Origin of the sequence: Microvirga mediterraneensis (assembly GCF_013520865.1) — a bacterium.
GTDB lineage: Bacteria > Pseudomonadota > Alphaproteobacteria > Rhizobiales > Beijerinckiaceae > Microvirga > Microvirga mediterraneensis.
Window position 1 is genome coordinate 2,119,814 of the sequence record NZ_JACDXJ010000001.1, and the last position, 22,163, is coordinate 2,141,976.

Here is a 22,163-nt window from a genome sequence, read left to right on the forward strand (position 1 = left end):
GTGTCTTTTTGGATACAGACATGAATCCGCAAATCAGACACCTTGCCGACAGTTGACGCCGGATTTGTATTCGGCGCATCTGGCGGAGCCGCGAGGGCTCCTGTGTGGGGGCACAGGTGGATCAGACGGACCAGGAAATCGAGCAGATCGCTCGTGCATTCTTTATCGCACGGCATGAAGACGGAATTTGGGAGACCGCGTCACGGCTTCTAAAGCACGAATTTCGTCTTTATGCCCGGCAGGCTTTGAGCATGCTTGAAAAGAAGCAGGAGCAGATTTGGAGCGAGGCTCCTATCTTGGCCCCGGCGGGCATTCTTGAAGCGGCATAACGAAACGTTGCCTTCGGCGGTTCTCCTTGGGGCGCCGGCCACTTGCTTTCCGCCAAACGCGATATCGTATCGCGGCTTTTTGTGCGTCAAATAGGGAAGGGCCGTTGAAGGCGCCGCATGCCCTGCCATTTTTACAGGGTGCAGACTCTCTGCCGAGGGTCTAGGAGCTGTGCATGCAATCACCCGACGAATGGGAAATTCCTCCTGAGTATCAGCCCGATCCGAGAGCGCTCGGCTATGACCTCAAAGATGCTCTGGCTGCCGTTGTTTCGCTAAGGGCGCGGGTTCCCGACGATGCCTTCACGGCGGAAACCCTCGGGACCGAACGGGCCGGGCAGGGCGTCGTGATCAGGGATGACGGGCTTGTCGTCACTATCGGCTATCTGATTGCCGAGGCCGAGGAGGTCTGGCTCACCACCAACAAGGGTCGGGTCGTTCAGGCAGATGTGCTCGCTTACGACTACGAGAGCGGTTTCGGTTTGGTGCAGGCGCTGGAGCCCCTCGGGGTGCCGGTGCTGGCCCTGGGAGATTCCCGCCATCTGAAGCCGGGCGATCAGGTGGTCGTCGGCGGGAGCGGAGGGCCGAGCCATTCCCTTGCGGCGCAAGTGGTCGCCTGCCAAGAATTCGCAGGTTATTGGGAATATCTCATCGACCCCGCCATCTTTACCGCGCCGGCTCATCCCAATTGGGGCGGCACGGCCCTGATCGGGCCTCGTGGCGATTTAGTCGGGATTGGTTCGCTCCAGCTCCAGCATCAGGCCTCCGGCGGGGCTGTGGTACCGCTCAACATGAGCGTGCCGATCGATCTTCTGAAGCCGATCCTGGACGATCTCCTGACCCTCGGGCGGACCAAGAGCAAGCCGCGGCCATGGCTCGGATTCTATGTCGCGGAGGCCGAGGACGATCAGATCACGGTCATCGGTCTCGCCGGTGACACGCCGGCGCAGCGGGCGGGCTTGCGGGCCGGGGACCAGATCCACGCGGTGGCCGGCCAAGCGGTGACGTCGCTGGCGGAATTCTATCGCGCCGTCTGGGCGCTCGGCGCGGCGGGCGTCGATGTCCCGCTCACGCTTGAGCGGGAGGGGGATACGTTCGACGTGACGATCCGGTCCGCCGATCGGGGCCGCTTCATGAAGGGACCGCGCCTGCAGTGATCGCCCGGGCGCCATGGCACCTGCCTGGCGCTGAGTTGTTCCCGCGAGCAGTCGTACAATGTCCAAGCGGAGGACGCTCCGGGCGGAGGTGGAACATGAGCCTTGAAGTGATGCTGCCGGGCGGTGAAGCCGTTCCGGCCCTTGGGCAGGGAACCTGGCAGATGGCCGAGACGGCAAGCCGCCGTGAGCGGGAGATCGATGCGCTCCGCCTCGGCGTCGAGCTCGGCATGACACTCATCGACACGGCTGAGATGTACGGCGAGGGCACGGCAGAGCAACTCGTCGCGGAGGCGCTCGCAGGGCAGCGGGACCGGCTCTTCCTCGTAAGCAAGGTCTATCCCCACAACGCGAGCCGCCAGGGGGTGATGCAGGCCTGTGAACGCAGCCTTAGGCGGTTGAAGACGGAACGGCTCGACCTTTATCTTCTGCACTGGCGCGGCGGCGTGCCCTTGGAGGAAACCGTTGCCGGCTTCGAGGAGCTTCGCCGTGCCGGCAAGATACGCCACTGGGGCGTCAGCAACTTTGATACCGATGACATGGAAGAGCTGTTCGCGATTCCGGAAGGAGCGAACTGCGTCACCAATCAGGTGCTCTACAACGTGAGCCGGAGAGGGCCGGAATTCGATCTCATTCCCTGGATGCAGAACCATCGCATGCCGCTCATGGCCTACAGCCCGATCGAGCAGGGCAGGCTCCCGGACAGCAGCGTCCTGGAGAGGATCGCGAAGAAACATGGGGCGAGCCCGTTCCAGATCGCCTTGGCCTGGGTTCTTCATCAGCCTAACGTGATCGCAATCCCGAAGGCTTCGAGCGCGCATCATGTGCGGGACAATCATCGAGCGCTTGAGATCCGGCTGGAGAGCGATGACCTTGAGGCCATTGATTCAGAGTTTCCGCCGCCGCGCCGCAAGCGCCCGCTCGAAATGATCTGACCCGTTGCCGAGACAGCAGGACACGACAAGGCCATGACCTTCACCCGATCCGATGCCCTCGCCGTTGCGGAGATCCTCAGGACGACGGCCCAAGCCGAGATCCTGCCACGGTTCCGGAACCTGTCGGCCGGCGCGATCCGGACGAAGACCTCGCAGCTCGACCTCGTGACGGATGCGGACGAGGCCGCCGAGCGCGTCATCGAGGCCGAGCTGCTGCGCCGGTTTCCGGGAGCGCTCGTCGTCGGAGAAGAGGGCGTCAGCAGGGATGCGAGCCTGCTCGACGGCATCGGTGATGCCGAACTCGTCTTCATCCTTGATCCCGTCGACGGCACGTTGAACTTCGCTTCGGGCCTTCCGCTCTTCGGTGTGATGGCGGCCGTTCTGGTCAAAGGCGAGATCGTCGGCGGCGTGATCCTGGATCCGATCTCGGACGACTGGGCCATCGCCGTGCGTGGTGAAGGCGCATGGATTCAGCGCACCGACGGCAGCACCAGCCCGCTGCAGGTTGCCGCGAAGGCGCCCCTGTCGCAGATGGCGGGCAATGTCTCATGGCGCTACCTGCCGGAGGAGCTACGCCCCGTGGTGACGGGTAACCTGCCGAAGGTCGCCATGGCGGCCGATCTGCGCTGCGCGGCACATACCTATCGCCAGACGGCCGCCGGCCACCTGCACTTCTCGTTCTCATCGAGCGTGATGCCCTGGGACCATGCGGCCGGCTGGCTGATCCATCGCGAGGCCGGTGGATACACGGCGCATTTCGACGGCTCGCCTTATCGTCCCGTCAATCGGGGCGGCGGTCTCATCAGTGCGCCGGACAAGGAGAGCTGGCAGGCTGTGCGCGATGCGCTGCTGCCTCAGGTCTGATCCTTCTTGAGATAGTTGTAGACCGTGGCGCGCCCAAGGCCCAGCACGCGCGAGATATAGGCTGCCGCGTTGCGCCCGCCGAAAGCGCCGTCGCCGGCGAGATCCGTGACGAGCTGCTGCTTCTGCGCACGGCTCATCTCGGCGATGGTCAGGCCGCGTTCGCGGGTCCACGACTGGATATATTCGTTGATGCGTTCGTGCCAGTCTTCCTTGAACAGCGAAGCCGGCTTCTCGGGCGTTTGCGGAACGGTGACGAGCGCCGTCAACGTCTGCATGACGGCATGGAAATGCGACACGTCCACGTTGATGCAGAGGATGCCGATGGCCCTTTCCTGCACACGCAGGACGGCGCTGACCGATTTGATGCGCCGCCCGTCCCAGTTCACCTTCTCATAGGGGCCGATGATGATGTCGGACGGCTTGAAGTCGATCTCGTGCAGAAGGGACGGCTCGCCGAGTTCGCGCTTGGAGAAGGGGTTGGACAGGTGCACCACGGTCTCGGTCGAAAGATCGTGGAGCACCACTTCCGCATAAGGCTGGAAGAGCAGCGCGATGGCGTCGCAGACGGGCGCATAGCTCGCCAGCTCCGGCGAGAGCGCCGTCTTCGCGCCGGTTTTTCGCGTGCGGCTCATGCCGCCTGCGCGCGCACGAAGGCAGCGAGACGCTCCAGGCCCGCTTCCAGATGGTGAGCGGGGGCGCCGATGCCGATCCGGATGTAACGGTCCATGCCGTAGACGTCGCCCGGCAGCAGCATGACGCCGCGCTCCTCGCGCAGGCGGTGCACCAGCTCGGTCGAGTTCATCGGCATGGCGTAGCGGATGAAGGCCATCCCGCCGGCCTTGGGCGGCACGAAGGAGAAGAGATCGCTGTTGGCGTCGACCCAACCCTGCAGCAGCGCGAGGTTCTCGCGCAGGATGCGCTTGCTGCGGGACAGGATCTCCTGCCGTTTGGCCGGCTGCACGGCGATTTCCGCCACGAACTCGCTGACAGCGCCCGTCGTGATCGAGGTGTAGTCCTTGCGCTGCCAGGACGTGTAGATCTCCTCGACGGGGCCGACGAGCCAGCCGATGCGCAGGCCGGGCAGCGCCATGGCCTTCGACAGCCCGTTCGTGACGATAGCCTTCTCGTAGAGATCCGCGAAGCTCGGAGGCTCGTCCTGGTCGAGTTCCGCGCCCTTGTAGACCTCATCCGCATGAAGGTAGATGCCATGCTCTCGCGCGATCGCCACGAGACCGTCCATCGTCTCGCGCGGCAAGACGGCGCCGGTCGGGTTGTTGGGATTGCAGATCGTCATCATCTTTGTGCGGCTCGTGACCGTCTTGCGCACGTCGTCGAGATCGGGCGTCCACCCGAGTTCCTCTTGGAGCAGGACTTCCTTGACGGTCACGCCGATGGCCCGGGCCCAGCCCCAGATCTGCAGGTAGTTCGGCACGAAGACCATGAGTTCGTCGCCGGGTTCGAGCAGCGACATCACGAGCAGGAAATTCGCCTCGGCCGAGCCGTTGGTGACCATCACGTGGTCAGAGTCGCGGTTGGGATGCAGGTTGGCGATGGCTTGCCGCAATGTCACGCCACCGTTGGTCCAGCCGTAGCCGAGTTCGACGTCGAGAACTTGGCTCTGCTGTTCGGGCGTCAAAAGCTCACGCAGGGAGTAGGGATGCACGCCGCTGTCGGACAGGTTGTACTCGACCGTGTTCTCGTAGAGCGATTGAATGCGTTCGAGCGTGAACTCTTCGATCTTCATGGCAACCCCCGCGATGCAAAATGATTCATCGGCTCTTAGCATCGTGAAAATAGACTTCATAGTCCAAATTGGACTTGACGGTTCAATCTTGGGCCTGCCATGGTCCACCCCAGCCGCGTGCCCGGGTCATTCGTTGGTGCGGCCATTCTCTCCATTTTTCGCGACCCCATTCCAGATCGGAGCCTTTGGTGCAGTTCGATACTTTCCTGATGGAGCGGAACCAGACGCTGTTCGAGAACGGTGTCGAGATCAACCTGACCGAGAGCGGGGTGCATCCCTGCACCATCGAAGAGATCCTGTCCGCCGACGACGCTCAGGCGCTGCTGCGCCAGCCGCTCGGCTACGGCTGGACGGACGGGCGTCCCGATCTCAGGAACGCCATCGCCGGCTGGTATCCGGAGGCGTCCGCTTCCAACGTGCTGGTGACGAACGGCTCCTCCGAGGCGACGATGATCACCCTGATGGCGATGATCGATCCCGGCGATAAGGTTCTCTTCGCGGTTCCCAACTTCATGCAGGTGGACGGTCTCGGGCGCGCACTCGGCATGGACATCCAGCGCCTTCCCCTGCTGGCGGACCAGGGCTGGCAGGTGGATCCGGAAGCCCTCGCGAAGACGATGGACGGCGTGAAGCTGATCGCGGTCACCAATCCCGGCAATCCGACCGGCGCCGTTCTGTCGCGCAGGAGCCGCGAGGCGCTGCTCGATGCCGCGCAAAAGGCCGGTGCCTGGCTTCTGGTCGACGAGATCTATCGCGGCGGCGAGATCGACGGTGCCGAGACGGAGACGTTCTATGGTGAGTATCCACGCGTCATCGTCACGAGCAGCCTGTCGAAATCCTTCGCCTGTCCAGGCCTGCGTCTCGGCTGGATCGTCGGACCGGAAGTGGTGGTCGAAGAGGCGGCCAAGCGGCAGGATTACACGACGATCGGCAGCGGAATCCTGAGCCAGATCCTCGGCGCGGCCGTCATGGAGCCGAAGAACCGCGAGCGCATCCTGGCGCGCGGACGCGCCCTTCTGCGTGAGAACGCCGACATCGTCGAAAGATGGGTCGAGAAGCGGAACCGCTGGTCCTGGCAGCGTCCGGCAGCGGGCGGCATGGCGTTCCTGCATTATGATTTCGACATGTCTTCCGAGGATCTGTCGAACCGGCTGCGGGAAGAGGAGAGCGTGTTCGTCGTTGCCGGAAGCTGGTTCGGAATCGAGAACCACATCCGCATCGGCATCGGCGTGCAGACCGAGCATCTGGTGGAGGGGCTGGCCCGTCTCGATGCCTTCCTGTCCCGTCACGGCCTCGCCTAGAAGGCGCGAGCGATGCTGCCGAAAGAAAACCTTCAGCGGGCGCGAGAGGATCTGAGGCGCCTCGTCGGCATTCCATCCGTGAGTGCGCGCGGAGAGGGGCTTTCCGAGTGCGCCGAGGCAGTGCGCGATCTGCTTGCTGGGGCCGGTTTCGAAACGGAGATCTGTGACGGAGCAATCGGTCCGTTCGTCGTGGGCGAGATCGGTGACGGCCCTCTGACCGTCATCGTATACAACCATTACGACGTGCAGCCCGAGGATCCGGTTTCCTTGTGGCAAAGCTCACCATTCGACCTGAGCGAGCGCGACGGGCGCTGGTATGGACGTGGCGTCGCCGACGACAAGGGCGAGTTCGTCAGCCGACTCGAAGGTTGGCGCCTATTTCGGGAGCAGCATTCGGGTCCCTTGCCCTTCCGGCTTATCTGGCTTGTCGACGGCGAAGAGGAGATCGGCAGCCCGTCGCTCAAGGCGTTCCTGAAGACGCGCTTCTCCGGGGTGAAGGCCGACATCTGCTGGTGGGAATACGGCGAGATCGACTCGAGCGGACGTCCCATCATCCTTTGTGGGTTCAAGGGCGTAATGGCCGTCGAACTGCGCTGCCGGACGGCGAGTGCCGATCTGCATTCGAGCCTGGGTGCAGTGTTCGATAATCCGCTGTGGCGGCTCGCGGCGGCGACCGCCTCCCTGCGCGACGGTTCCGGCCGTGTGCTGATCGACGGGTTCTACGACACGGTCCGGCAGCCCACGCAGCAGGAACGGGATCTTGCCGCCGAGCCGCCGTTCTCGTTCGACAGCCTGGTTCGGGCCACGGGTGGACGGCGGGTTCTGGACTGCATCGACGACACCCGTTTCTACGAGGCGATGAACTTCGCGCCGTGCATGAACGTCAACGGCTTCTCCGGCGGATATGCAGGAGAGGGCGCCAAGACCGTGCTGCCTGCAGAGGGGGCGGTCAAGATCGACTTCCGCCTCGTTCCCGACCAGGATCCGCAGCACATCGTGAGCCTACTTCGCGCCCATCTCAACCGCCACGGTTTCGCCGATATAGACCTCCTTGTTCACGATGCCAACGTGAAGCCTGTCCGGTCATCGACGGACCACTGGTTCATTCAGGATGCGAAGGAACTTCTGGAGCGGCATCTCGGCCAGACTGTCATCGTGCAGCCGAGTTCGCCCGCGTCCGGAACCTCTCACCCCTTCGTCGAACAGCTCGGCGCGAATGTCGTCGGCATCGGCCTCACGCATCATGGAGCCATGCTCCACTCGCCGAACGAGAACATCATCGTTGCGCAATTCGAGGCGATGATCGCCTGTTCGGCGGCCATCTTCCGGAGGCTTTCGGAACGCGCAGGAGAAATCAGATCCCTTAAGACTGCTCCAATGGATGGAGGGACGCCATGAACAGCATCGTTCTCGAGTCTGCAGCGCGGTCGATCCAGGCCCGCCGGCGCATTCGCCCGCATATCTACGAGACGCCTTTGCTGCCATCCCGACGGATCGGCCATGAGATGGGATCATCCGTTTTGTTCAAGGCCGAGAACTTTCAGCTCACCGGCTCCTTCAAGATCCGGGGGGCGGCGAGCAAGATGACGGCGCTCGGGCTCGGCCGTGCGGTCATCACCGCTTCCTCCGGCAACCACGGAATCGCATCGGCGCAGGCGGCGAGCTCGATCGGCCAGGCCTTGACCGTCGTGCTGCCCGAAAGCGTCGCCCAGGCGAAGCTCGACCGGATCCGCTCGTTCAATGTCGATGTAATCCTGCACGGAGCCGAGAGCGGGCTCGCGGAACTCCACGCCCAGCAGGAAGCCGCTTCGCGCGGGCTCGTCTATGTCTCTCCCTACAACGACCCTGAGATCGTAGCCGGGCAGGGGACCATCGGGCTCGAACTGCTGGAGCAGGCCGAGAGCATCGACAATGTCTTCGTCGCCATGGGCGGCGGCGGCCTGATCGGCGGCATAGGTTCAGTACTCAAGAGCTTCAGTCCGCGAACGCGGATCTTCGGTGTGGCGGCTCGAAATTCGGCCGCCCTCGCCGCCGCAATGGCGGCTCGGCGCGTGGTCGAGACGGACCATCTCGATACGCTCGCCGACGGCGTCGCCGGCGGCATGGACGAGGACAGCATGACCCTGCCGCTGGCCCTGTTCGTCATCGACGAGGTCATCACCTGCACGGAAGACGAAATTGCGGCCGCCCTCAAGGATCTCGCTTTCAAAGAAAACCAGATCGTCGAGGGCGCGGCGGCCCTCGCCCTTGCCGGGTTCCTCAAGGTTGCCGCAAGCTGCAAGGGGCAGACGAATGTCGTCGTCCTGTGCGGGGCCAATTACGACCGCGACAAGATCTTCTCCCTTCTGAACGGTTAGGTCGCAAGAGTCATGCTGTTGTCCTCGTCCATCACCTTTCTCGATCTTCCGCAAATCGAAGAACGTCTGAAAGGCGTTGATCCGGTGGCCCTCATGGAGAGCGCTTTCGCGGCTTTCTCCTGCGGCGAGGCCGTGGTGCCGGCGCCGGGCGAACTGCTCCTCGAGGATCCGCCGGGAGAGGTGCACATCAAGTATGGATATCTGACCGGCGGCGACACCTATGTGATCAAGATCGCCTCGGGTTTCTGGAATAATCCGGCGCGAGGCCTCAGCAGCAGCGACGGATTGCTTCTTGTTTTCAGGAAGGACACGGGAGAGCTGGCGGCGGTGCTGAACGATCGCGGACGGTTGACGGATCTCCGCACCGCCGCCGCCGGTGCGGTCGCCGCAAAGCACTTGGCGCCCGAGAAGGTCGATTCCATCGGCGTGCTCGGGTGCGGCATCCAGGCGGAGCTTCAGGCGCAACTGCTGCAATCGGTCAGGTCTTGCCGCACCATCGTCGTCTGGGGGCGCAACGCGGAGCGGGCATCGGCCTATGCGCGACGAATGCAGGAGAAGGATTTTTCCGTCGAGATCGCATCGTCGCCGGCTGAGGTTGCGTCCCGCTGCCGTCTGATCGTCACGGCGACCGCCAGTCCGTCGCCATTGCTGCGATGGAGCGATCTCTACCCGGGAACCCACATCACCGCCATCGGAGCCGACAGCGCCGACAAGCAGGAACTGGAGGCAGCCATCATCCGCAACGCCGATATTGTCGTGACGGACAGCAGGGTCCAGGCCCGGTCGCGCGGCGAGCTGGGGAACGCCTATGGCTCCGATGATTCCGCCATGAATGCGGTGGTCGAAATCGGCGAGATCGTCATGGGAGCGGCAAAGGGCCGTTCGACGGAGGACCAGATCACCGTTTCGACATTCTCGGGACTGGCCGTCCAGGATATCGTGATGGCATCGGCCATCCTGAAACAGCCTTGACTCCGATCAGCACACCCGCTCGATGCGATCGATCAGGACATCGATGTCAGAGATTTTCTTGCGACGGCGCTTGCATGCCCGGTCGAGATACCAGGCTCTGCCGATGCTGAAGCCGAGAAAGGGCAGGGCCCAGAGAAGGCTGACGGCATTCAGGAGAACGAGGCCGAGAAACGACAGGGAGAGAATCCAGGACTCGATGCGCCCGAAGCCTTCGGTGAGTTGGTTCTTCACCAGCAATTGTTGCCGTTCGATCAGCAGCTGGAACCGGGCATGATCCATCCGCGACTTCTGCGAAACGGTCGAGAGTCTGCCGCGCAGGTTTTCGAGAGAGCCTTTGACGTCGCTGAGGTGCGATGAGCGTTCCGGCGAATGGGGCTCCATCGCCACCGGGGTGAACGCGGTGGAGATCCTACGGTAGAACGCCACGAGCGCAGGTGGCCGGTTGTCCTGGTCGGTCTGGATTTCGCCGAGCTGAAAATTATCCGTAATGTGGTTGCGGCTGCGGGCCGCGAGGGTGACATCCGTGCTTCGGCGGCTGCGTTGAAAGGAAATCGCGACATGTCTGGCGATAGCAATCTCAAGCGCCGCTTCGGCCCGTTCCGTCGACATAACTTGGTTCCCTGGCCTCTGGAATAACAGACGCGGCAGCTCCACGCTGGCGGTTTCCTCAACGTGAAGGAACGTGGTTAACGGATCCTTACTCGGCTGGCGGATTCACCTGCCTGTTAAGAAGATCCTCTGAAGCCTCTCTGCTTGTTTTCATAACTTCTCAGCGCTGATCGTCCGGAAGCATCCCGGCGAGATCCTGCAGGAATTTGATGGACGCGGGCGGGCGGCCTTCCTGTTCCGCGATCTTGATGATGTTGTTCAAGATATGGGCGATTTCGCTCAGCTTGGCGACGCGCCCCGCCGACAGGACGTGGAAGAAGGTCGAGAAGGCGACCGCGATAGCCTGATCGTGTTCTTCGAGCCTGCGGCATTGCTCCTTGAGCGCCTTGATGTCCCTTTCCTGGGCCGAGACGATGTCCACGAGGGTCAGCATCTGTTCGGCCAGGGTATCCACGGAAGCATTCATGTCGATTGAGCGTCCCAAGTCTTCGATGCCTGAGCGGGGTGGAGGAGTGAAGTCGTCGGCAACGTGGTGCCGAAGCGACGCGCCGACGGAGTGGAGCGCGGATGATACGCGATCCACCTCGTCCGGGCGAGCATAGACCTTCGTGGAAGCCGGTTGGCCACGAGCGGCGACGGATGCATCACCTCCAGTTCCGGGCCGGTCCTCCATACGAAGGAAGCCGGGCGAAATCCGCCGCAGGAAACCGCGTAACTTTACTCGAACTTCGGAAATCACGGTCTCACGCCTGCTCCGCCAACCTGCACTCTCGCCTTCTGGTGAGGAGGGCCTCCCTGACCGTAGCATGACTTCCGCATGAATGCTTCAGGAAGCTTCCTTCGGATCCGCGCCGTTTATCCTCTGGCGTAGAGCAACCGCGCCCGGATGGTCCCGTCGAGAGCGCGGATCTCGTTGAGGGTCTCGCGGCTTTGACCGGGCAGCCCTTCCGCTTCGATCACGACGTAGCCGATCTCGCCGTCCGTCTGCAGATGCTGGCCCGTGATGTTGAGGCCCCGCTGCGAGAAGACGTTGTTGAGCCGACCGAGAATGCCGGGCACATTCCGGTGCACATGGATATAGCGTGTCCCCGTTGCCCGCGAGGGGAGCTGAACCTGTGGAAAGTTGACCGCTCCGACCGTCGTACCGACATCGGAATATTCGACGAGCTTCTTCGCAACCTCGGCGCCGATGCGTTCCTGCGCCTCTTCCGTCGATCCGCCGATATGCGGTGTCAGAATAACGTTGGGAATACCCTGCAGCGGCGTGACGAACGGCTCATTGTTCGAGGCGGGCTCGACGGGGAACACGTCCACGGCGGCGCCGCGCAGGTGGCCGCTCCGCAGCGCCTCGGCCAGCGCATCGAGGTCCACGACCGTGCCGCGGCTGTTGTTGATGAGATAGGCGCCCTTCTTCATCGCGGCGATCTCAGCCTTGCCGATCATGCCATGCGTCGCCGGCGTCTCGGGAACGTGCAGGCTGACCACGTCGCTCTGGCTCAACAGGGCATGCAGGCTGTCGGCCGGCTCCGTGTTGCCGTGGCGGAGCTTGTCGGTCTGGTCGAAGAAGATCACCCGCATGCCCATGGCTTCGGCCAGGTAGGAAAGCTGCGAGCCGATATTGCCATAGCCGACGATGCCCAGCGTCTTGCCGCGGACCTCGTGGCTGTCGGCGGCGGATTTGTCCCATTGCCCGGCATGGGCGGCGACGGATTTGGGGAACGTCCGCCGCAACAGCATGACGATCTCGCCGATGACGAGTTCGGCGACGCTTCGGGTGTTGGAGAAGGGGGCATTGAAGACCGGAATGCCCGCGTGCCGTGCAGCTTCCAGATCCACCTGATTGGTGCCGACGCTGAAGCAGCCGACGGCGATCAGCCTGTTGGCTGCTTGCAGGACCTTACCCGTCAGCTGCGTCCGGGAGCGAATGCCCAGCAGATGGACACCCTGCAAAGCTTCAATCAACTCGGCTTCGTCAAGGGCTGTCTTGAGATGGGTCAGGTTCGTGTAGCCGGCGCCTCTGATCAGTTCGACAGCACTGTCGTTCACGCCTTCGAGCAGGAGAACGCGGATCTTGTCTTTCTGAAGAGAGAACATCTCGGACATGTCAGCTCCAATTCGCCGTGTGAAGGGCATGGCATACCGCGCGGGAGCAGGGGCGCAAGCCCCTTTCGGCGCATCGCGCCCATGTTCCGGAGGGCAGGGTGCGATGCGCCGAAAAGTGCCCGTACCCCCAATGCACCGTCCCCACCGGGCCGGGCTGGGCTATGATGAGTCAATCCGGGTGCAGCGGCAGCCGGTCGAGGAGACGGGAGCTGATGCCGGATGTACGCATGGCTCCCGTTTCTTTTTACAATGTCACCCGACAGCCTCTAGAACTGATCCTACTCAGCCGGGGAGGCGCCGACGATGACAAGCCCAGAGGCGGGTCCACTTCTGAGCTTGATGTTCTTGGTTTTCACCAGGGGCAATCTCCCGTTGCATCGAACTTAACCGATCGGTTACGATGAAATGTCGCGGATAGAATCTGCCTGAGCCTGGTCGTCGGATCTACCGAGGCAGCGACATTCCGCCGTTCGAGTGGAATACCGATCTGTCTGGGCTATGAATGTTGTTTCGTATGACCTATTCATGCTGCTGTGCACCAGATCGGCGTTCGCGAAAGGTCCGGCTGCCGGATTCCAGGATGTTGAATAACGAGAAGGCGTATGGTCGCGACTGCTAAAGAGGATCATGAGCAAGAGCATGTCGGCGATCTGCAAAAGAATATAAAGTTGAAAGCAACTTCTCCTGGTTTGATTTCTGGCAGCCAGAATAAGCTTAGTATTCGTCTGAACAATATTGGTCATGGATTGATCGTTCTATTGCCTATAGCAATGGTGGCTGCCAATCGGTCCTCCCCTTTGTTTATGGCCTGTGCTGCCTGCTTCGTGCTTGCTTCACGTCTTGCCTCTAGAGCTATCGGCCTCGATAGCTCGCATCTCAAGAATGTACGGGTGGGCGTCCTGATCCTCGTCCTCTGCGGGATTGCCTATCCTCTGGTCTCCCTCGCCTGGGCGATGGATCCTATCATAGGTCTCTTTTCCTGGGGCGAGGCCGTGCTTCCCGCCGTGTCGAGCGCTGTCTTGATCGTGAGCTGGCGCGCCGCCCCTCCACCGCGATGGATGGTCGGGGCGCTCGCATGGACGATGCTGATCGCCGCAGGAATGATAGCGGCCGAGCTTTTGCTCGGTTTTCCATTGAGGCGACTTCTGTCCGATCGCGTCGACGGCTTCATTTACAATCGGCCGGTGGTAACGCTCCTGCTCCTGCTGGCACCGGTTCTCGTCTTGGTCGGGTTTCGCCGACAGCGCGCGCTCTGCTTCGCGCTAGCGTTCTTGGGCGTCGCCACCATCCTTGGATCTGCCAGTGAGGCCGCCAAGCTCGGCCTCCTGGCTGCCATCGGGACTTTCGTGCTGAGCTACGCTCCCTTCCTTTGGGTAAGGCGCCTGCTGACGGTCGTCCTTCTTGGACTGATCTGGATGCAGCCCTTTTTCGGGAGTGTCATGAGGAATATGCCCGAAACTGTGGTCGAAGCCACCAAGGCAGGTCACTCGCGGGAACGCATCGCCCTCTGGCAGGCCTTCAGTGATGTCACGCACCACTTCCCGGTCTTCGGAACGGGCTTCTCATCCTCGCCGCTTCTGGGCGGCCATCCGGTCGCGGCGAACATCGACCCTGCCTACCGCAAGATGCTCAGGATCGGCCATCCTCATAATGCCTTCCTGCAGGTTTGGGTCGAGCTGGGAGCCGTCGGCGCCTTGCTTTTGTCTGCGCTTATCCTTTGGGTTCTGAAATGCCTTTCAGAGGCGCCGGCCGATATCCGCCGCGTGGGCCTGATGACCCTCATGACGGCCAGCGCCATTGCCCTTGTCAGCCATGGCGCCTGGCAAGGATGGTGGATTGCCGCCGTTTCCCTGGCGGCCGCGCTCCTGACTCTCCGTCCTGTCCAGCAGAAACCCATGGACTGACGGCTGGCCGTTGGTCGGGTCTCGCCTGAATTGTCAGGCTTGCCGGGATCCAACGCGCCCGATCCGAGTTTGGCTTGAAACCGGATCGGATGAGCCCTCCCGGATCGGACCCGGTCGCGCAGGGAGGGACGAGACAGGGGGGCAAGTGCCGCGAATCCTGACCTACAACGTGCACCGCTGTCTCGGGACGGACGGGCAGCTTTCCCCTTCGCGGATCGCCGATGTGATCGCCGCCTATGAGCCGGATGTGGTTGCCCTTCAGGAGCTCGATGTGGGGCGCCTCCGCACGGGCGGGATCGACCAGGCTCATGCGATCGCCCAGGCGCTGGGGATGCATGTGCATTTCCATGCCAGCTTGAAGGTCCTCGAGGAGGAGTACGGCAACGCCATCCTGACTCACAGGCCATCGCAGCTCATGAAAGCGGAGGCGCTTCCGGGATGGGCACGAAAGCCCGGGCTGGAGCCGAGAGGGGCTCTCTGGGCCTGCGTCCAGATCGGCGGCACCGACGTTCAGGTGATCAACACCCATCTGGGCCTGCGCCGGCATGAGCGGCTCGCCCAGATCGATGCCCTGCTGGGCCCGCAATGGCTCGGGCATCCGGCCTGCCGGGAGCCGGTGATCCTCGTCGGCGACCTCAATGCCACGCCCCGGTCCAGGGCCTATCGGTGGCTGACCTCGCACCTATGGGACGCGCAGGCGCAGGTGCCGCTTCCCCGGCCCAAGGCGACCTTTCCCTCTCGCCTGCCGATGCTGCGCATCGACCATGCCTTCGTCAGCCGCTCGGTGCGCGTCCTGCGGGTCGAGACCGTGCGGACGCCGCTCGCCCGCGTCGCCTCGGATCACTTGCCGCTCCTGGTCGAATTCCAGGTCGGCCAGGTCAAGGGGCACAGGCCGGCCTTTGCTCATGCACAGGAATAACAGAGTCCTGAGGCGCGCGGAGCGGATCGCACGGCGATCCGCTGCGTTTAGCTCCACGGAGCGGAGCCGTTTCGGAGGCCCGCCGAATAACGTCGAGGAGTGCGGATGCGGAACTGGAAATACGTGATTGCTGCGGCGGCCGTCGGCCTTGCGGCTTTCCTCCTCTACCGCACCCTCAGCCGCTACAGCCTGGACCAGTTGGTCGCCGCCGTAGCGGCCGTGCCGGTGCCACGGCTCCTGGGCGCGATGGGTTTCGCTGCCGCAAGCTACCTGTCCCTGACCTTCTTCGACTATCTCGCTCTGCATTACGTGAAACGGCCGCTGCCTTATCGGAAGGCGGCCCTGGCCTCGTTCACGGCCCTGTCCCTCGGGCACAATATCGGGCTGGCTGCCTTGAGCAGCGGCGCGGTCCGCTATCGCTTCTACAACCGCTGGGGCCTGAAGACCGGCGAGGTCGCCAAGGTCATCGTCTTCTGCGGGATCACGGTCGGGCTGGGTCTTCTCGTGCTCGGAGGAGCTGCCCTCCTGCTGCGCTCCGGGCTGGCCGTGGAGATCACGGGGCTGACCCGGCCCGTCGTCCTTGCTCTTGGAGCCGGCTGCCTGGCGCTTCCCGCCCTGTACCTGATCCTGTCGGCTTTCCTTCGGACACCCCTGACGATCAGGCGCTGGTCGCTTGAAATGCCACCCCTGAAGCTCGCGATCGGGCAGGTGGTGGTCGGCTCCGTCAACTTCGCCTTCGTGGCGGCCTGCTTGCATCAGGCGCTCGCGGCGGTGGCCGATGTGGCCTATCCAGGCGTCGCGTCCGTCTATGTGATCGCCAACGCGACGGCCCTCGTCAGCCATGTCCCCGGCGGCCTCGGGGTCATCGAGAGCGTCGTCATGTATCTGCTGCCGCAGAAAGACCTGATCGGGCCGCTGCTGGTGTTCCGGTTCGTCTATTTCCTCGTGCCGCTGGTTCTCGGCAGCATCCTGTTCGCGGTCACGGAGCTGGTCTACCGCCGCAAGGGCGGCGCCTATGTGGCCGATGGGATCGGCGCAAAGGCATGATGCTTATTCCTTGCGGCGCTTGAACAGGGACAGGGGCTCGAAGGGCTCGAGCGGATCGAGCAGCCCCGTACCTGCCGCCGGGACGGCCGGGCCGTCATCCGTCATGGCTTTGAAAGCGCGAAGGCCGCGAATGTTCGTGTTGAGCTTCTCGACGGCCGCGATAACGGACCCGCCATTCGCATCGAGGGCCACGCCGAACGTTTCCGGGGCCACATCCAGATGTTCCGCGAGGAGGCGGTTGCGAAGCGCCACGATGGTCCGGCGCATTTCCTCCGTCGTGGCCTCGATGGCGGCGTCGCATTCGCTGTCGAGGCCAATGGAGCGGTTGTTCAGGTTCGAGGAGCCGATGCGGAGAAAGACGTCATCCACGATGATGAGCTTGGAATGAATCAGAACCTGGCATTCCCCGCCTTTTCCGTTGGGAATGACCGGATAATAAACCCGAAGGCGGCCATGCCGGTCGCATTGGCGCAGGCGGCGGATCAGCCGGTCCCGGTTGGTGCCCATGACGAGCTCCTCGGCCCAACCATGGGATTCGTGAGTCTGGACGACGACGATCTCGGGTCCGTCGGGATCGGCGAGACGCCGCTCCAATACGTCGCCAATATAGGGCGCCGTCATGTACTGCGCTTCGATGTAGATTGTGTCCTTCGCCGCCGAGAGCGCATCCAGGGTCAGCGCCGCCGCCTCGTTGGCGGCCGGCTGTTCGCCCCAGGCGGGATAGGTGCGCGCGATGGCGACCGGCGCATGACGGAAATCGGGCGCGAGACCATCAGGCCAGGGAGCAGGTCCCGCCTGGGCAGGAGGAGTAAGTTCTTCGCCAGTGGCGAATTTCCAGCGCTCGCGGCCGACCTCGGCAATCGCGCGCGCGGCTTCGCCGTCCACCGCCATCTGGAGATCGTGAACGGGTTCGTAGATGGTTCCGTCATCCTTCAGCCGGATTGGGTCGTCGCAGGCATGGCGGCAGGTGTCCCAGCGCTCGACGGTGAGGTCCATGCCGCCGATGAAGGCCAGGCTGTCGTCGATGCAGACGATCTTCTGGTGATGGGCGGCGTAGAGCGGATGATGCGTGTCGAGCTTGAGCTGCAGGCGCGGGTGGTTCTGCCAATCGGCGCCGAAGATCAGAGGACCCGGCGCGCCCGGCGCATGAACGACCGCGACGCTCCACACGAGAATTCTGACCTCGAGGTCAGGGCGCTCCTCGACGAGCGATCGGAGCAGGGGGCCGAGCGGTGGCGACTCCTCGACGCCGAGATCGGGCCGCAGGCGGATGCTGCCGTCGAAATCCCACCCGACGATGAAGATCGAGCGGCGGGCCTTTCGCAGGGCGGCTTCGAGATTTGCGAAATAGGCGGCGCCGTCGATGAGCACGCTCGCCCGGTCGGCCTTGGCCACGCGCCAACAATTCTGCCCCGGACGCAGGATCGGACCCGGGGGCGGTGTCGTTGCCGCCGGGACCCTGTCGAGCACCTGCCTGCTTGTCGTCTCGTTTAAAACTTGCACGTCAGCCATGACCATGAATGGTGTGAGTCGCCAACTCGGGACTGAAGCCAAGGTTCCGGGTGGAAACCGGCATGGGTTCGTGCGTTGCCCTCCGGCCCGGCAATGGTCGGCCCCACAGGGCGGACCTCGTTTAATCCTCCAATCACGGAAAGACGCGTGTTCGACTGGATCGTCAGCCTCATCGACAGGACCGGGTATCTCGGCATCGCCCTTCTCATGCTGCTGGAAAATCTCTTCCCGCCGATTCCGTCCGAGGTGATCATGCCGCTGGCGGGCTTCTCCGCCGCGAAGGGGACGCTCAGCTTCGCAGGCGTGGTCGCGTCCGGGACGATCGGTTCCCTCGCTGGAGCCTATTTCTGGTTCCTGATCGGCCGCTGGCTCGGCTTGGTGCGCCTGAAGCGTTTCGCCGGCCGGCATGGGTGCTGGCTCACGCTTCATCCTGACGAAATCGATCAGGCCGGAGCCTTCTTCGCGCGCCATAGGGTGCTGGCGCTGTTCCTGGGACGGCTGGTTCCCGCCATCCGTTCCATCATTTCCGTCCCGGCCGGCGTCTACGACATTCCAATCCGCACTTTCTTCTTGTGGAGTTCGCTTGGAACCGCCCTCTGGACGCTCCTGCTGGCGAGCGCCGGATATCTGCTGCAGAGTCAATACGAGCGCGTCTCGGAATGGCTCAATCCAGTCTCGAATGTCGTCTTCGCCGGATTGGCGCTCTGGTACCTGTACCGGGTTGTCCGGTTCAAGACGCCGAAATCCTCCTGATCCCCGGCGCTGAAAACTTCATCCGAATGCGCATCAAGTTCAGGCAAACATTTGCCGCTGATTCAGCGGGCAGCCGTTGCCATTCGCGGAAACTGCCTAATAACTTACACAGTTCAGTTTCCGATGGACGCGCAACCTTGTGACTGGTGGATGATCCCAGTCCGCTTGGCGCGGCATCCGGGTGGGCACGGCATCAGGACGAAGGGCAGTCATGGACAAGCAGATCGAAGAAAGAATCCGCGAAAGAGCATACGAGCTCTGGATGCGGCACGGCAGCATTCACGGGCGCGCCGATGAGTACTGGTATCAGGCCGAGCGCGAGGTTCTCGGCGGTGGCAGCGGGACGGAAGGCATGAAGGCGCCGATCATCGATCCGGCGCCGCTGGGCATGACGAGCATGACGGCCGATGAGGAGCTTGTGAGCCCCGCCGCTCCGAAAACCCGCAAGAAGCGCAGTCCCGCGGCTGCTCCTGCGGCGGCCGCGCCTGTCGCGGACGAAAGCGAGGCGCCCGCAGCCGTGCCGAAGCGCAGGCGCTCGACGCGCGCAACATGAAGACGTGACGTGACACGAGCCTTCGACCGGTGCGGCCGGAGGCTCAAGGGGCAAGAGGAAAACTGAGGCCGGCATCGAAAGCCAAGAACTTGCGGGCGGTTTCAGCGTCTATAAAGCGGGGCAGGTGGCTGCCTTCGATGTGAGGAACCCGGTCTTGCCAATTTCCAGCGTTTCGAATGCCCCTCTCGCCCGCCATGCGATGGCGTACATTCTCGCCGGTGGACGCGGCAGCCGCCTGATGGAGTTGACCGATATCCGCGCCAAGCCCGCCGTCTATTTCGGCGGCAACACGCGGATCATCGACTTCGCCCTGTCCAACGCCCTGAACTCCGGCATCAGGCGCATCGGCGTGGCCACGCAGTACAAGGCGCACAGCCTCATCCGCCATCTCCAGCGCGGCTGGAACTTCTTCCGTGCCGAGCGGAACGAGAGCTTCGACATCCTGCCGGCCAGCCAGCGCGTCTCCGAAACGATGTGGTATGAGGGCACGGCCGACGCGGTGTACCAGAACATCGACATCATCTCGAGCATCGACCCGGAATACATCATCATCCTCGCGGGTGACCATGTCTACAAGATGGACTACGAGATCATGCTGCGGCAGCACGTGGATTCGGGAGCCGATGTCACCGTCGGCTGTCTCGAAGTGCCGCGCATGGAGGCGGTGGGCTTCGGCGTGATGGCCGTCGACGAGACGGACCGCATCATCTCGTTCCTGGAGAAGCCCGCCGATCCTCCCGGCATGCCGGACAAGCCCGACATGGCGCTGGCCAGCATGGGCATCTACGTCTTCAACACCCGGTTCCTCTTCGAGCAATTGCGGCGCGACGCGGAAACGCCCGGCTCGAACCGGGATTTCGGCAAGGACATCATCCCCTATCTGGTCCAGCACGGGAAAGCCGTGGCCCATCGCTTCACCAGTTCCTGCGTCCGTTCGGGCGCCGAGGCCGGCGGGAGCGACGCGGAATCCTATTGGCGCGATGTGGGAACGGTCGATGCCTACTGGGAAGCCAATATCGATCTCACGGCCATCGTCCCGTCCCTCGATCTCTACGACCGTGACTGGCCGATCTCAACCTTCTCGGAGACATGGCCGCCGGCCAAGTTCGTTCACGACGAGGACGGACGGCGCGGGCACGCGATCAACTCGCTCGTTTCCAGCGGCTGCATCGTGTCCGGTGCGGCCCTGCGCCGGTCTCTCGTCTTCACGGCCGTGCATCTGCATTCCCATGCCGACGTGGAGGGCGCGGTCATTCTTCCCTTCGTGGAAATCGGCCGCGGCGCGCGGTTGAAGAACGTGGTCATCGATCGCGGCGTCCGCATTCCCGACGGGCTGGTGGTCGGCGAGGATCCCGAGCTGGATGCCCGCCGCTTCCGCCGCACCGAGAAGGGCGTGTGCCTCATCACCAGGCCGATGATCGAGAGATTGACGGAATGAAGCCTCTGAACGTTCTGTCGGTCGCGTCGGAGGTCTATCCCATCATCAAGACAGGCGGATTGGCCGATGTGGCCGGCGCCCTTCCGTCCGCGCTTGCCGAGGAGGGGGTGACGGTCGTCACGCTCGTTCCGGGCTATCGGGCCGTTTTGAACGCCCTGGAGAACGCGGAAACCTTGCATCACTATTCCGCCTTCTTCGGTGGAGCGGCGCGGCTTCTGTCCGGCCGGGCGGGCGGCCTCGATCTCTTCGTCATCGATGCGCCCCATCTCTTCGAGCGCCCCGGCTCGCCTTATCTTGCGCCGAACGGCCGCGACTGGCCGGACAATGCCCGGCGCTTCGCGGCGCTCGGCCGGGCGGCCGCCGATATCGGACAGGGGCTTGCCCCCGGCTTCATGCCCGATATCGTTCACGCCCATGACTGGCAGGCGGGACTCGCGCCCGTTTATCTGAGTCTCACCGGCCAGCCGCGTCCCGGCACGGTCTTCACCATTCACAACATCGCCTTCCAGGGCATCTTTCCGGCCGACCTCCTGTTCGAACTCGGCCTGCCCGCGAGCGTCTTCACGGTGGATGGCGTCGAGTATTACGGGCAGATCGGATTCCTGAAGGGCGGCCTGCAGCTCGCGGACCGCATCACCACCGTGTCGCCGACCTACGCCAAGGAGATCCAGACGCCGGAGGGCGGGATGGGGCTCGACGGCTTGCTGCGCGCCCGGTCGGGCATCGTGTCGGGCATTCTCAACGGCATCGACGACACGGTGTGGGATCCGGCGACCGACCAGCACCTGGCGCTCACCTACGACCGCGACAGCCTCGAACGGCGTGCGATCAACAAGCGGGCGCTCCAGGAGCGGCTGGGTTTGAACCCCGATCCCGATGCTCTCCTGTTCGGTGTCGTCAGCCGCCTGTCGGAGCAGAAGGGCCTCGACCTCGTTCTCGCTGGTCTCGCGCGCCTGCTCGCAGGCGGCGCCCAGCTGGCTCTGCTGGGGGCAGGGGATCGCGCCTTGGAGGAGAGCTTCCAGACCGCGCGCATCGTCTATCCCGGACAGGTCGGATGCGTCATCGGCTACGACGAAAAGCTGGCTCATCAGATCCAGGGCGGAAGCGACGCGCTTCTCGTGCCGTCGCGTTTCGAGCCCTGCGGCCTGACTCAGCTCTGCGCCATGCGCTACGGGAGCATCCCGGTCGTGTCGCGCGTGGGCGGATTGGCCGACACGATCATCGACGCCAACGAGATGGCCATCGCCACCGGGGCCGCGACAGGCTTCCAGTTCGGCCCCACCACCTTCGGCGCGGCCTTGGATGCCATCGATCGTGTGAAGCATCTGTGGCGTGACAAGGACGCCTGGCATCGCCTGCAGGTGAACGGCATGGGAGCCGACCTGAGCTGGCGTCGCCCGGCGCGGCAATACGCCGATTTGTATCGTGGTCTTCGCGGGTAGCGAGGACGAATCCTGCCAATCGGAGCGTTCCGCCGGTGGCACCGGCCTTGTGCCGAGGATCCCGATACGGTGAGGCACGGCGATTCAGAGCGCCGGGATGGCCATGCCGCGGGTTGGGTGATCCGTTCGTGTCAAAGAGCCAGCACCTTGGGGCCCGCAGCGTGCGCTGCGAGCCTGAAGGTCAGTCGAGGGAGGGTGCGGTGCATCGCCCGGCTCGCTGTGAGAGTGAG

21 protein-coding genes are annotated in these 22,163 nt (G+C 63.5%); 15 read left to right on the plus strand and 6 right to left on the minus strand.

Features of this window, described 5'->3' with window-relative positions; translation table 11 throughout:
* Positions 1 to 116: 116 nt before the first annotated feature.
* From H0S73_RS09930 to H0S73_RS09945, 4 genes are all read left to right on the plus strand, one after another.
* Positions 117 to 329 (plus strand): hypothetical protein, encoded by a 213-nt coding sequence (locus tag H0S73_RS09930; RefSeq protein WP_181052017.1) that lies wholly within the window; start codon positions 117 to 119, stop codon positions 327 to 329.
* Between the two features lie 173 nt (positions 330 to 502).
* The gene (locus tag H0S73_RS09935) at positions 503 to 1,483 is read left to right on the plus strand and encodes a S1C family serine protease (RefSeq protein WP_181052018.1); all 981 of its coding nucleotides are present in this window, start codon (positions 503 to 505) and stop codon (positions 1,481 to 1,483) included.
* 95 nt (positions 1,484 to 1,578) lie between these two features.
* On the plus strand, positions 1,579 to 2,415 hold the full coding sequence (locus tag H0S73_RS09940) for an aldo/keto reductase (RefSeq protein WP_181052019.1): 837 nt from the start codon (positions 1,579 to 1,581) through the stop codon (positions 2,413 to 2,415).
* 33 nt (positions 2,416 to 2,448) lie between these two features.
* A complete protein-coding gene (locus H0S73_RS09945; protein WP_181052020.1) occupies positions 2,449 to 3,279 on the plus strand; it encodes an inositol monophosphatase family protein in 831 nt (276 codons plus the stop codon).
* Here H0S73_RS09945 and H0S73_RS09950 read toward each other — a convergent pair.
* Together H0S73_RS09950 and H0S73_RS09955 are read right to left on the minus strand one after the other, a co-directional pair.
* The gene (locus tag H0S73_RS09950; RefSeq protein ID WP_181052021.1) at positions 3,270 to 3,911 is read right to left on the minus strand and encodes a helix-turn-helix transcriptional regulator; all 642 of its coding nucleotides are present in this window, start codon (positions 3,909 to 3,911) and stop codon (positions 3,270 to 3,272) included. The two genes, H0S73_RS09945 and H0S73_RS09950, sit on opposite strands and share 10 nt — an antisense overlap.
* Entirely contained in the window at positions 3,908 to 5,023 is a 1,116-nt protein-coding gene (locus tag H0S73_RS09955; RefSeq protein WP_181052022.1) for an aminotransferase class I/II-fold pyridoxal phosphate-dependent enzyme, read from the minus strand. The genes H0S73_RS09950 and H0S73_RS09955 overlap by 4 nt, the downstream gene beginning before the upstream one ends.
* Before the next feature lie 188 nt (positions 5,024 to 5,211).
* On the opposite strand from H0S73_RS09955, the gene H0S73_RS09960 reads away from it, so the two are divergent.
* From H0S73_RS09960 to H0S73_RS09975, 4 genes are read left to right on the plus strand one after another with little or no spacing between them, the layout of a single operon-like run.
* Positions 5,212 to 6,324 carry an aminotransferase class I/II-fold pyridoxal phosphate-dependent enzyme gene (locus tag H0S73_RS09960; protein ID WP_181052023.1) on the plus strand — a complete coding sequence of 371 codons (1,113 nt, stop codon included), beginning with the start codon at positions 5,212 to 5,214 and terminating at the stop codon, positions 6,322 to 6,324.
* A 12-nt stretch (positions 6,325 to 6,336) separates the two neighbouring features.
* On the plus strand, positions 6,337 to 7,722 hold the full coding sequence (locus H0S73_RS09965; RefSeq protein ID WP_181052024.1) for a M20/M25/M40 family metallo-hydrolase: 1,386 nt from the start codon (positions 6,337 to 6,339) through the stop codon (positions 7,720 to 7,722).
* Entirely contained in the window at positions 7,719 to 8,681 is a 963-nt protein-coding gene (locus tag H0S73_RS09970; RefSeq protein ID WP_181052025.1) for a pyridoxal-phosphate dependent enzyme, read from the plus strand. The genes H0S73_RS09965 and H0S73_RS09970 overlap by 4 nt, the downstream gene beginning before the upstream one ends.
* Before the next feature lie 18 nt (positions 8,682 to 8,699).
* Entirely contained in the window at positions 8,700 to 9,653 is a 954-nt protein-coding gene (locus H0S73_RS09975; protein WP_181052026.1) for a Rossmann-fold NAD(P)-binding domain-containing protein, read from the plus strand.
* Between the two features lie 6 nt (positions 9,654 to 9,659).
* On the opposite strand, the gene H0S73_RS09980 is transcribed toward H0S73_RS09975, so the two are convergent.
* From H0S73_RS09980 to serA, 3 genes are all read right to left on the minus strand, one after another.
* On the minus strand, positions 9,660 to 10,262 hold the full coding sequence (locus H0S73_RS09980) for a hypothetical protein (protein ID WP_181052027.1): 603 nt from the start codon (positions 10,260 to 10,262) through the stop codon (positions 9,660 to 9,662).
* A gap of 160 nt (positions 10,263 to 10,422) precedes the next feature.
* A complete protein-coding gene (locus H0S73_RS09985) occupies positions 10,423 to 10,728 on the minus strand; it encodes a hypothetical protein (RefSeq protein WP_181052028.1) in 306 nt (101 codons plus the stop codon).
* A 389-nt stretch (positions 10,729 to 11,117) separates the two neighbouring features.
* Entirely contained in the window at positions 11,118 to 12,365 is a 1,248-nt protein-coding gene (serA, locus tag H0S73_RS09990; RefSeq protein ID WP_181052029.1) for a phosphoglycerate dehydrogenase, read from the minus strand.
* Between the two features lie 602 nt (positions 12,366 to 12,967).
* Between serA and H0S73_RS09995 the strand changes: the two genes are divergently transcribed.
* From H0S73_RS09995 to H0S73_RS10005, 3 genes are all read left to right on the plus strand, one after another.
* Positions 12,968 to 14,269 (plus strand): O-antigen ligase family protein, encoded by a 1,302-nt coding sequence (locus H0S73_RS09995; RefSeq protein WP_181052030.1) that lies wholly within the window; start codon positions 12,968 to 12,970, stop codon positions 14,267 to 14,269.
* A gap of 145 nt (positions 14,270 to 14,414) precedes the next feature.
* Complete coding sequence (locus H0S73_RS10000) at positions 14,415 to 15,188, plus strand: endonuclease/exonuclease/phosphatase family protein (RefSeq protein WP_181052031.1); 774 nt, start codon at positions 14,415 to 14,417, stop codon at positions 15,186 to 15,188.
* A gap of 105 nt (positions 15,189 to 15,293) precedes the next feature.
* Positions 15,294 to 16,235: a putative bifunctional lysylphosphatidylglycerol flippase/synthetase gene (locus H0S73_RS10005; RefSeq protein WP_181052032.1), complete on the plus strand. Its 942-nt coding sequence runs from the start codon at positions 15,294 to 15,296 to the stop codon at positions 16,233 to 16,235.
* A 3-nt stretch (positions 16,236 to 16,238) separates the two neighbouring features.
* On the opposite strand, the gene H0S73_RS10010 is transcribed toward H0S73_RS10005, so the two are convergent.
* Positions 16,239 to 17,705, minus strand: a complete 1,467-nt coding sequence (locus H0S73_RS10010) for a phospholipase D-like domain-containing protein (RefSeq protein ID WP_343058303.1) — start codon at positions 17,703 to 17,705, stop codon at positions 16,239 to 16,241.
* A gap of 189 nt (positions 17,706 to 17,894) precedes the next feature.
* On the opposite strand from H0S73_RS10010, the gene H0S73_RS10015 reads away from it, so the two are divergent.
* From H0S73_RS10015 to glgA, 4 genes are all read left to right on the plus strand, one after another.
* Positions 17,895 to 18,500 (plus strand): VTT domain-containing protein, encoded by a 606-nt coding sequence (locus H0S73_RS10015; RefSeq protein ID WP_181052034.1) that lies wholly within the window; start codon positions 17,895 to 17,897, stop codon positions 18,498 to 18,500.
* A gap of 211 nt (positions 18,501 to 18,711) precedes the next feature.
* Positions 18,712 to 19,053 (plus strand): DUF2934 domain-containing protein, encoded by a 342-nt coding sequence (locus H0S73_RS10020; RefSeq protein WP_181052035.1) that lies wholly within the window; start codon positions 18,712 to 18,714, stop codon positions 19,051 to 19,053.
* A gap of 154 nt (positions 19,054 to 19,207) precedes the next feature.
* On the plus strand, positions 19,208 to 20,491 hold the full coding sequence (gene glgC, locus H0S73_RS10025; RefSeq protein ID WP_202049792.1) for a glucose-1-phosphate adenylyltransferase: 1,284 nt from the start codon (positions 19,208 to 19,210) through the stop codon (positions 20,489 to 20,491).
* Positions 20,488 to 21,933: a glycogen synthase GlgA gene (gene glgA, locus H0S73_RS10030; protein ID WP_181052036.1), complete on the plus strand. Its 1,446-nt coding sequence runs from the start codon at positions 20,488 to 20,490 to the stop codon at positions 21,931 to 21,933. The genes glgC and glgA overlap by 4 nt, the downstream gene beginning before the upstream one ends.
* Positions 21,934 to 22,163: the final 230 nt, after the last annotated feature.

Bases quoted from the DNA above. Each gene is read 5' to 3' on its own strand.
- H0S73_RS09935 (WP_181052018.1), top strand. From the start codon at position 503: ATGCAATCACCCGACGAATGGGAAATTCCTCCTGAGTATCAGCCCGAT.
- H0S73_RS09940 (WP_181052019.1), top strand. From the start codon at position 1,579: ATGAGCCTTGAAGTGATGCTGCCGGGCGGTGAAGCCGTTCCGGCCCTT.
- H0S73_RS09945 (WP_181052020.1), top strand. From the start codon at position 2,449: ATGACCTTCACCCGATCCGATGCCCTCGCCGTTGCGGAGATCCTCAGG.
- H0S73_RS09950 (WP_181052021.1), bottom strand. From the start codon at position 3,911: ATGAGCCGCACGCGAAAAACCGGCGCGAAGACGGCGCTCTCGCCGGAG.
- H0S73_RS09955 (WP_181052022.1), bottom strand. From the start codon at position 5,023: ATGAAGATCGAAGAGTTCACGCTCGAACGCATTCAATCGCTCTACGAG.
- H0S73_RS09965 (WP_181052024.1), top strand. From the start codon at position 6,337: ATGCTGCCGAAAGAAAACCTTCAGCGGGCGCGAGAGGATCTGAGGCGC.
- H0S73_RS09970 (WP_181052025.1), top strand. From the start codon at position 7,719: ATGAACAGCATCGTTCTCGAGTCTGCAGCGCGGTCGATCCAGGCCCGC.
- H0S73_RS09980 (WP_181052027.1), bottom strand. From the start codon at position 10,262: ATGTCGACGGAACGGGCCGAAGCGGCGCTTGAGATTGCTATCGCCAGA.
- H0S73_RS09985 (WP_181052028.1), bottom strand. From the start codon at position 10,728: ATGAATGCTTCCGTGGATACCCTGGCCGAACAGATGCTGACCCTCGTG.
- serA (WP_181052029.1), bottom strand. From the start codon at position 12,365: ATGTCCGAGATGTTCTCTCTTCAGAAAGACAAGATCCGCGTTCTCCTG.
- H0S73_RS09995 (WP_181052030.1), top strand. From the start codon at position 12,968: ATGGTCGCGACTGCTAAAGAGGATCATGAGCAAGAGCATGTCGGCGAT.
- H0S73_RS10005 (WP_181052032.1), top strand. From the start codon at position 15,294: ATGCGGAACTGGAAATACGTGATTGCTGCGGCGGCCGTCGGCCTTGCG.
- H0S73_RS10020 (WP_181052035.1), top strand. From the start codon at position 18,712: ATGGACAAGCAGATCGAAGAAAGAATCCGCGAAAGAGCATACGAGCTC.
- glgA (WP_181052036.1), top strand. From the start codon at position 20,488: ATGAAGCCTCTGAACGTTCTGTCGGTCGCGTCGGAGGTCTATCCCATC.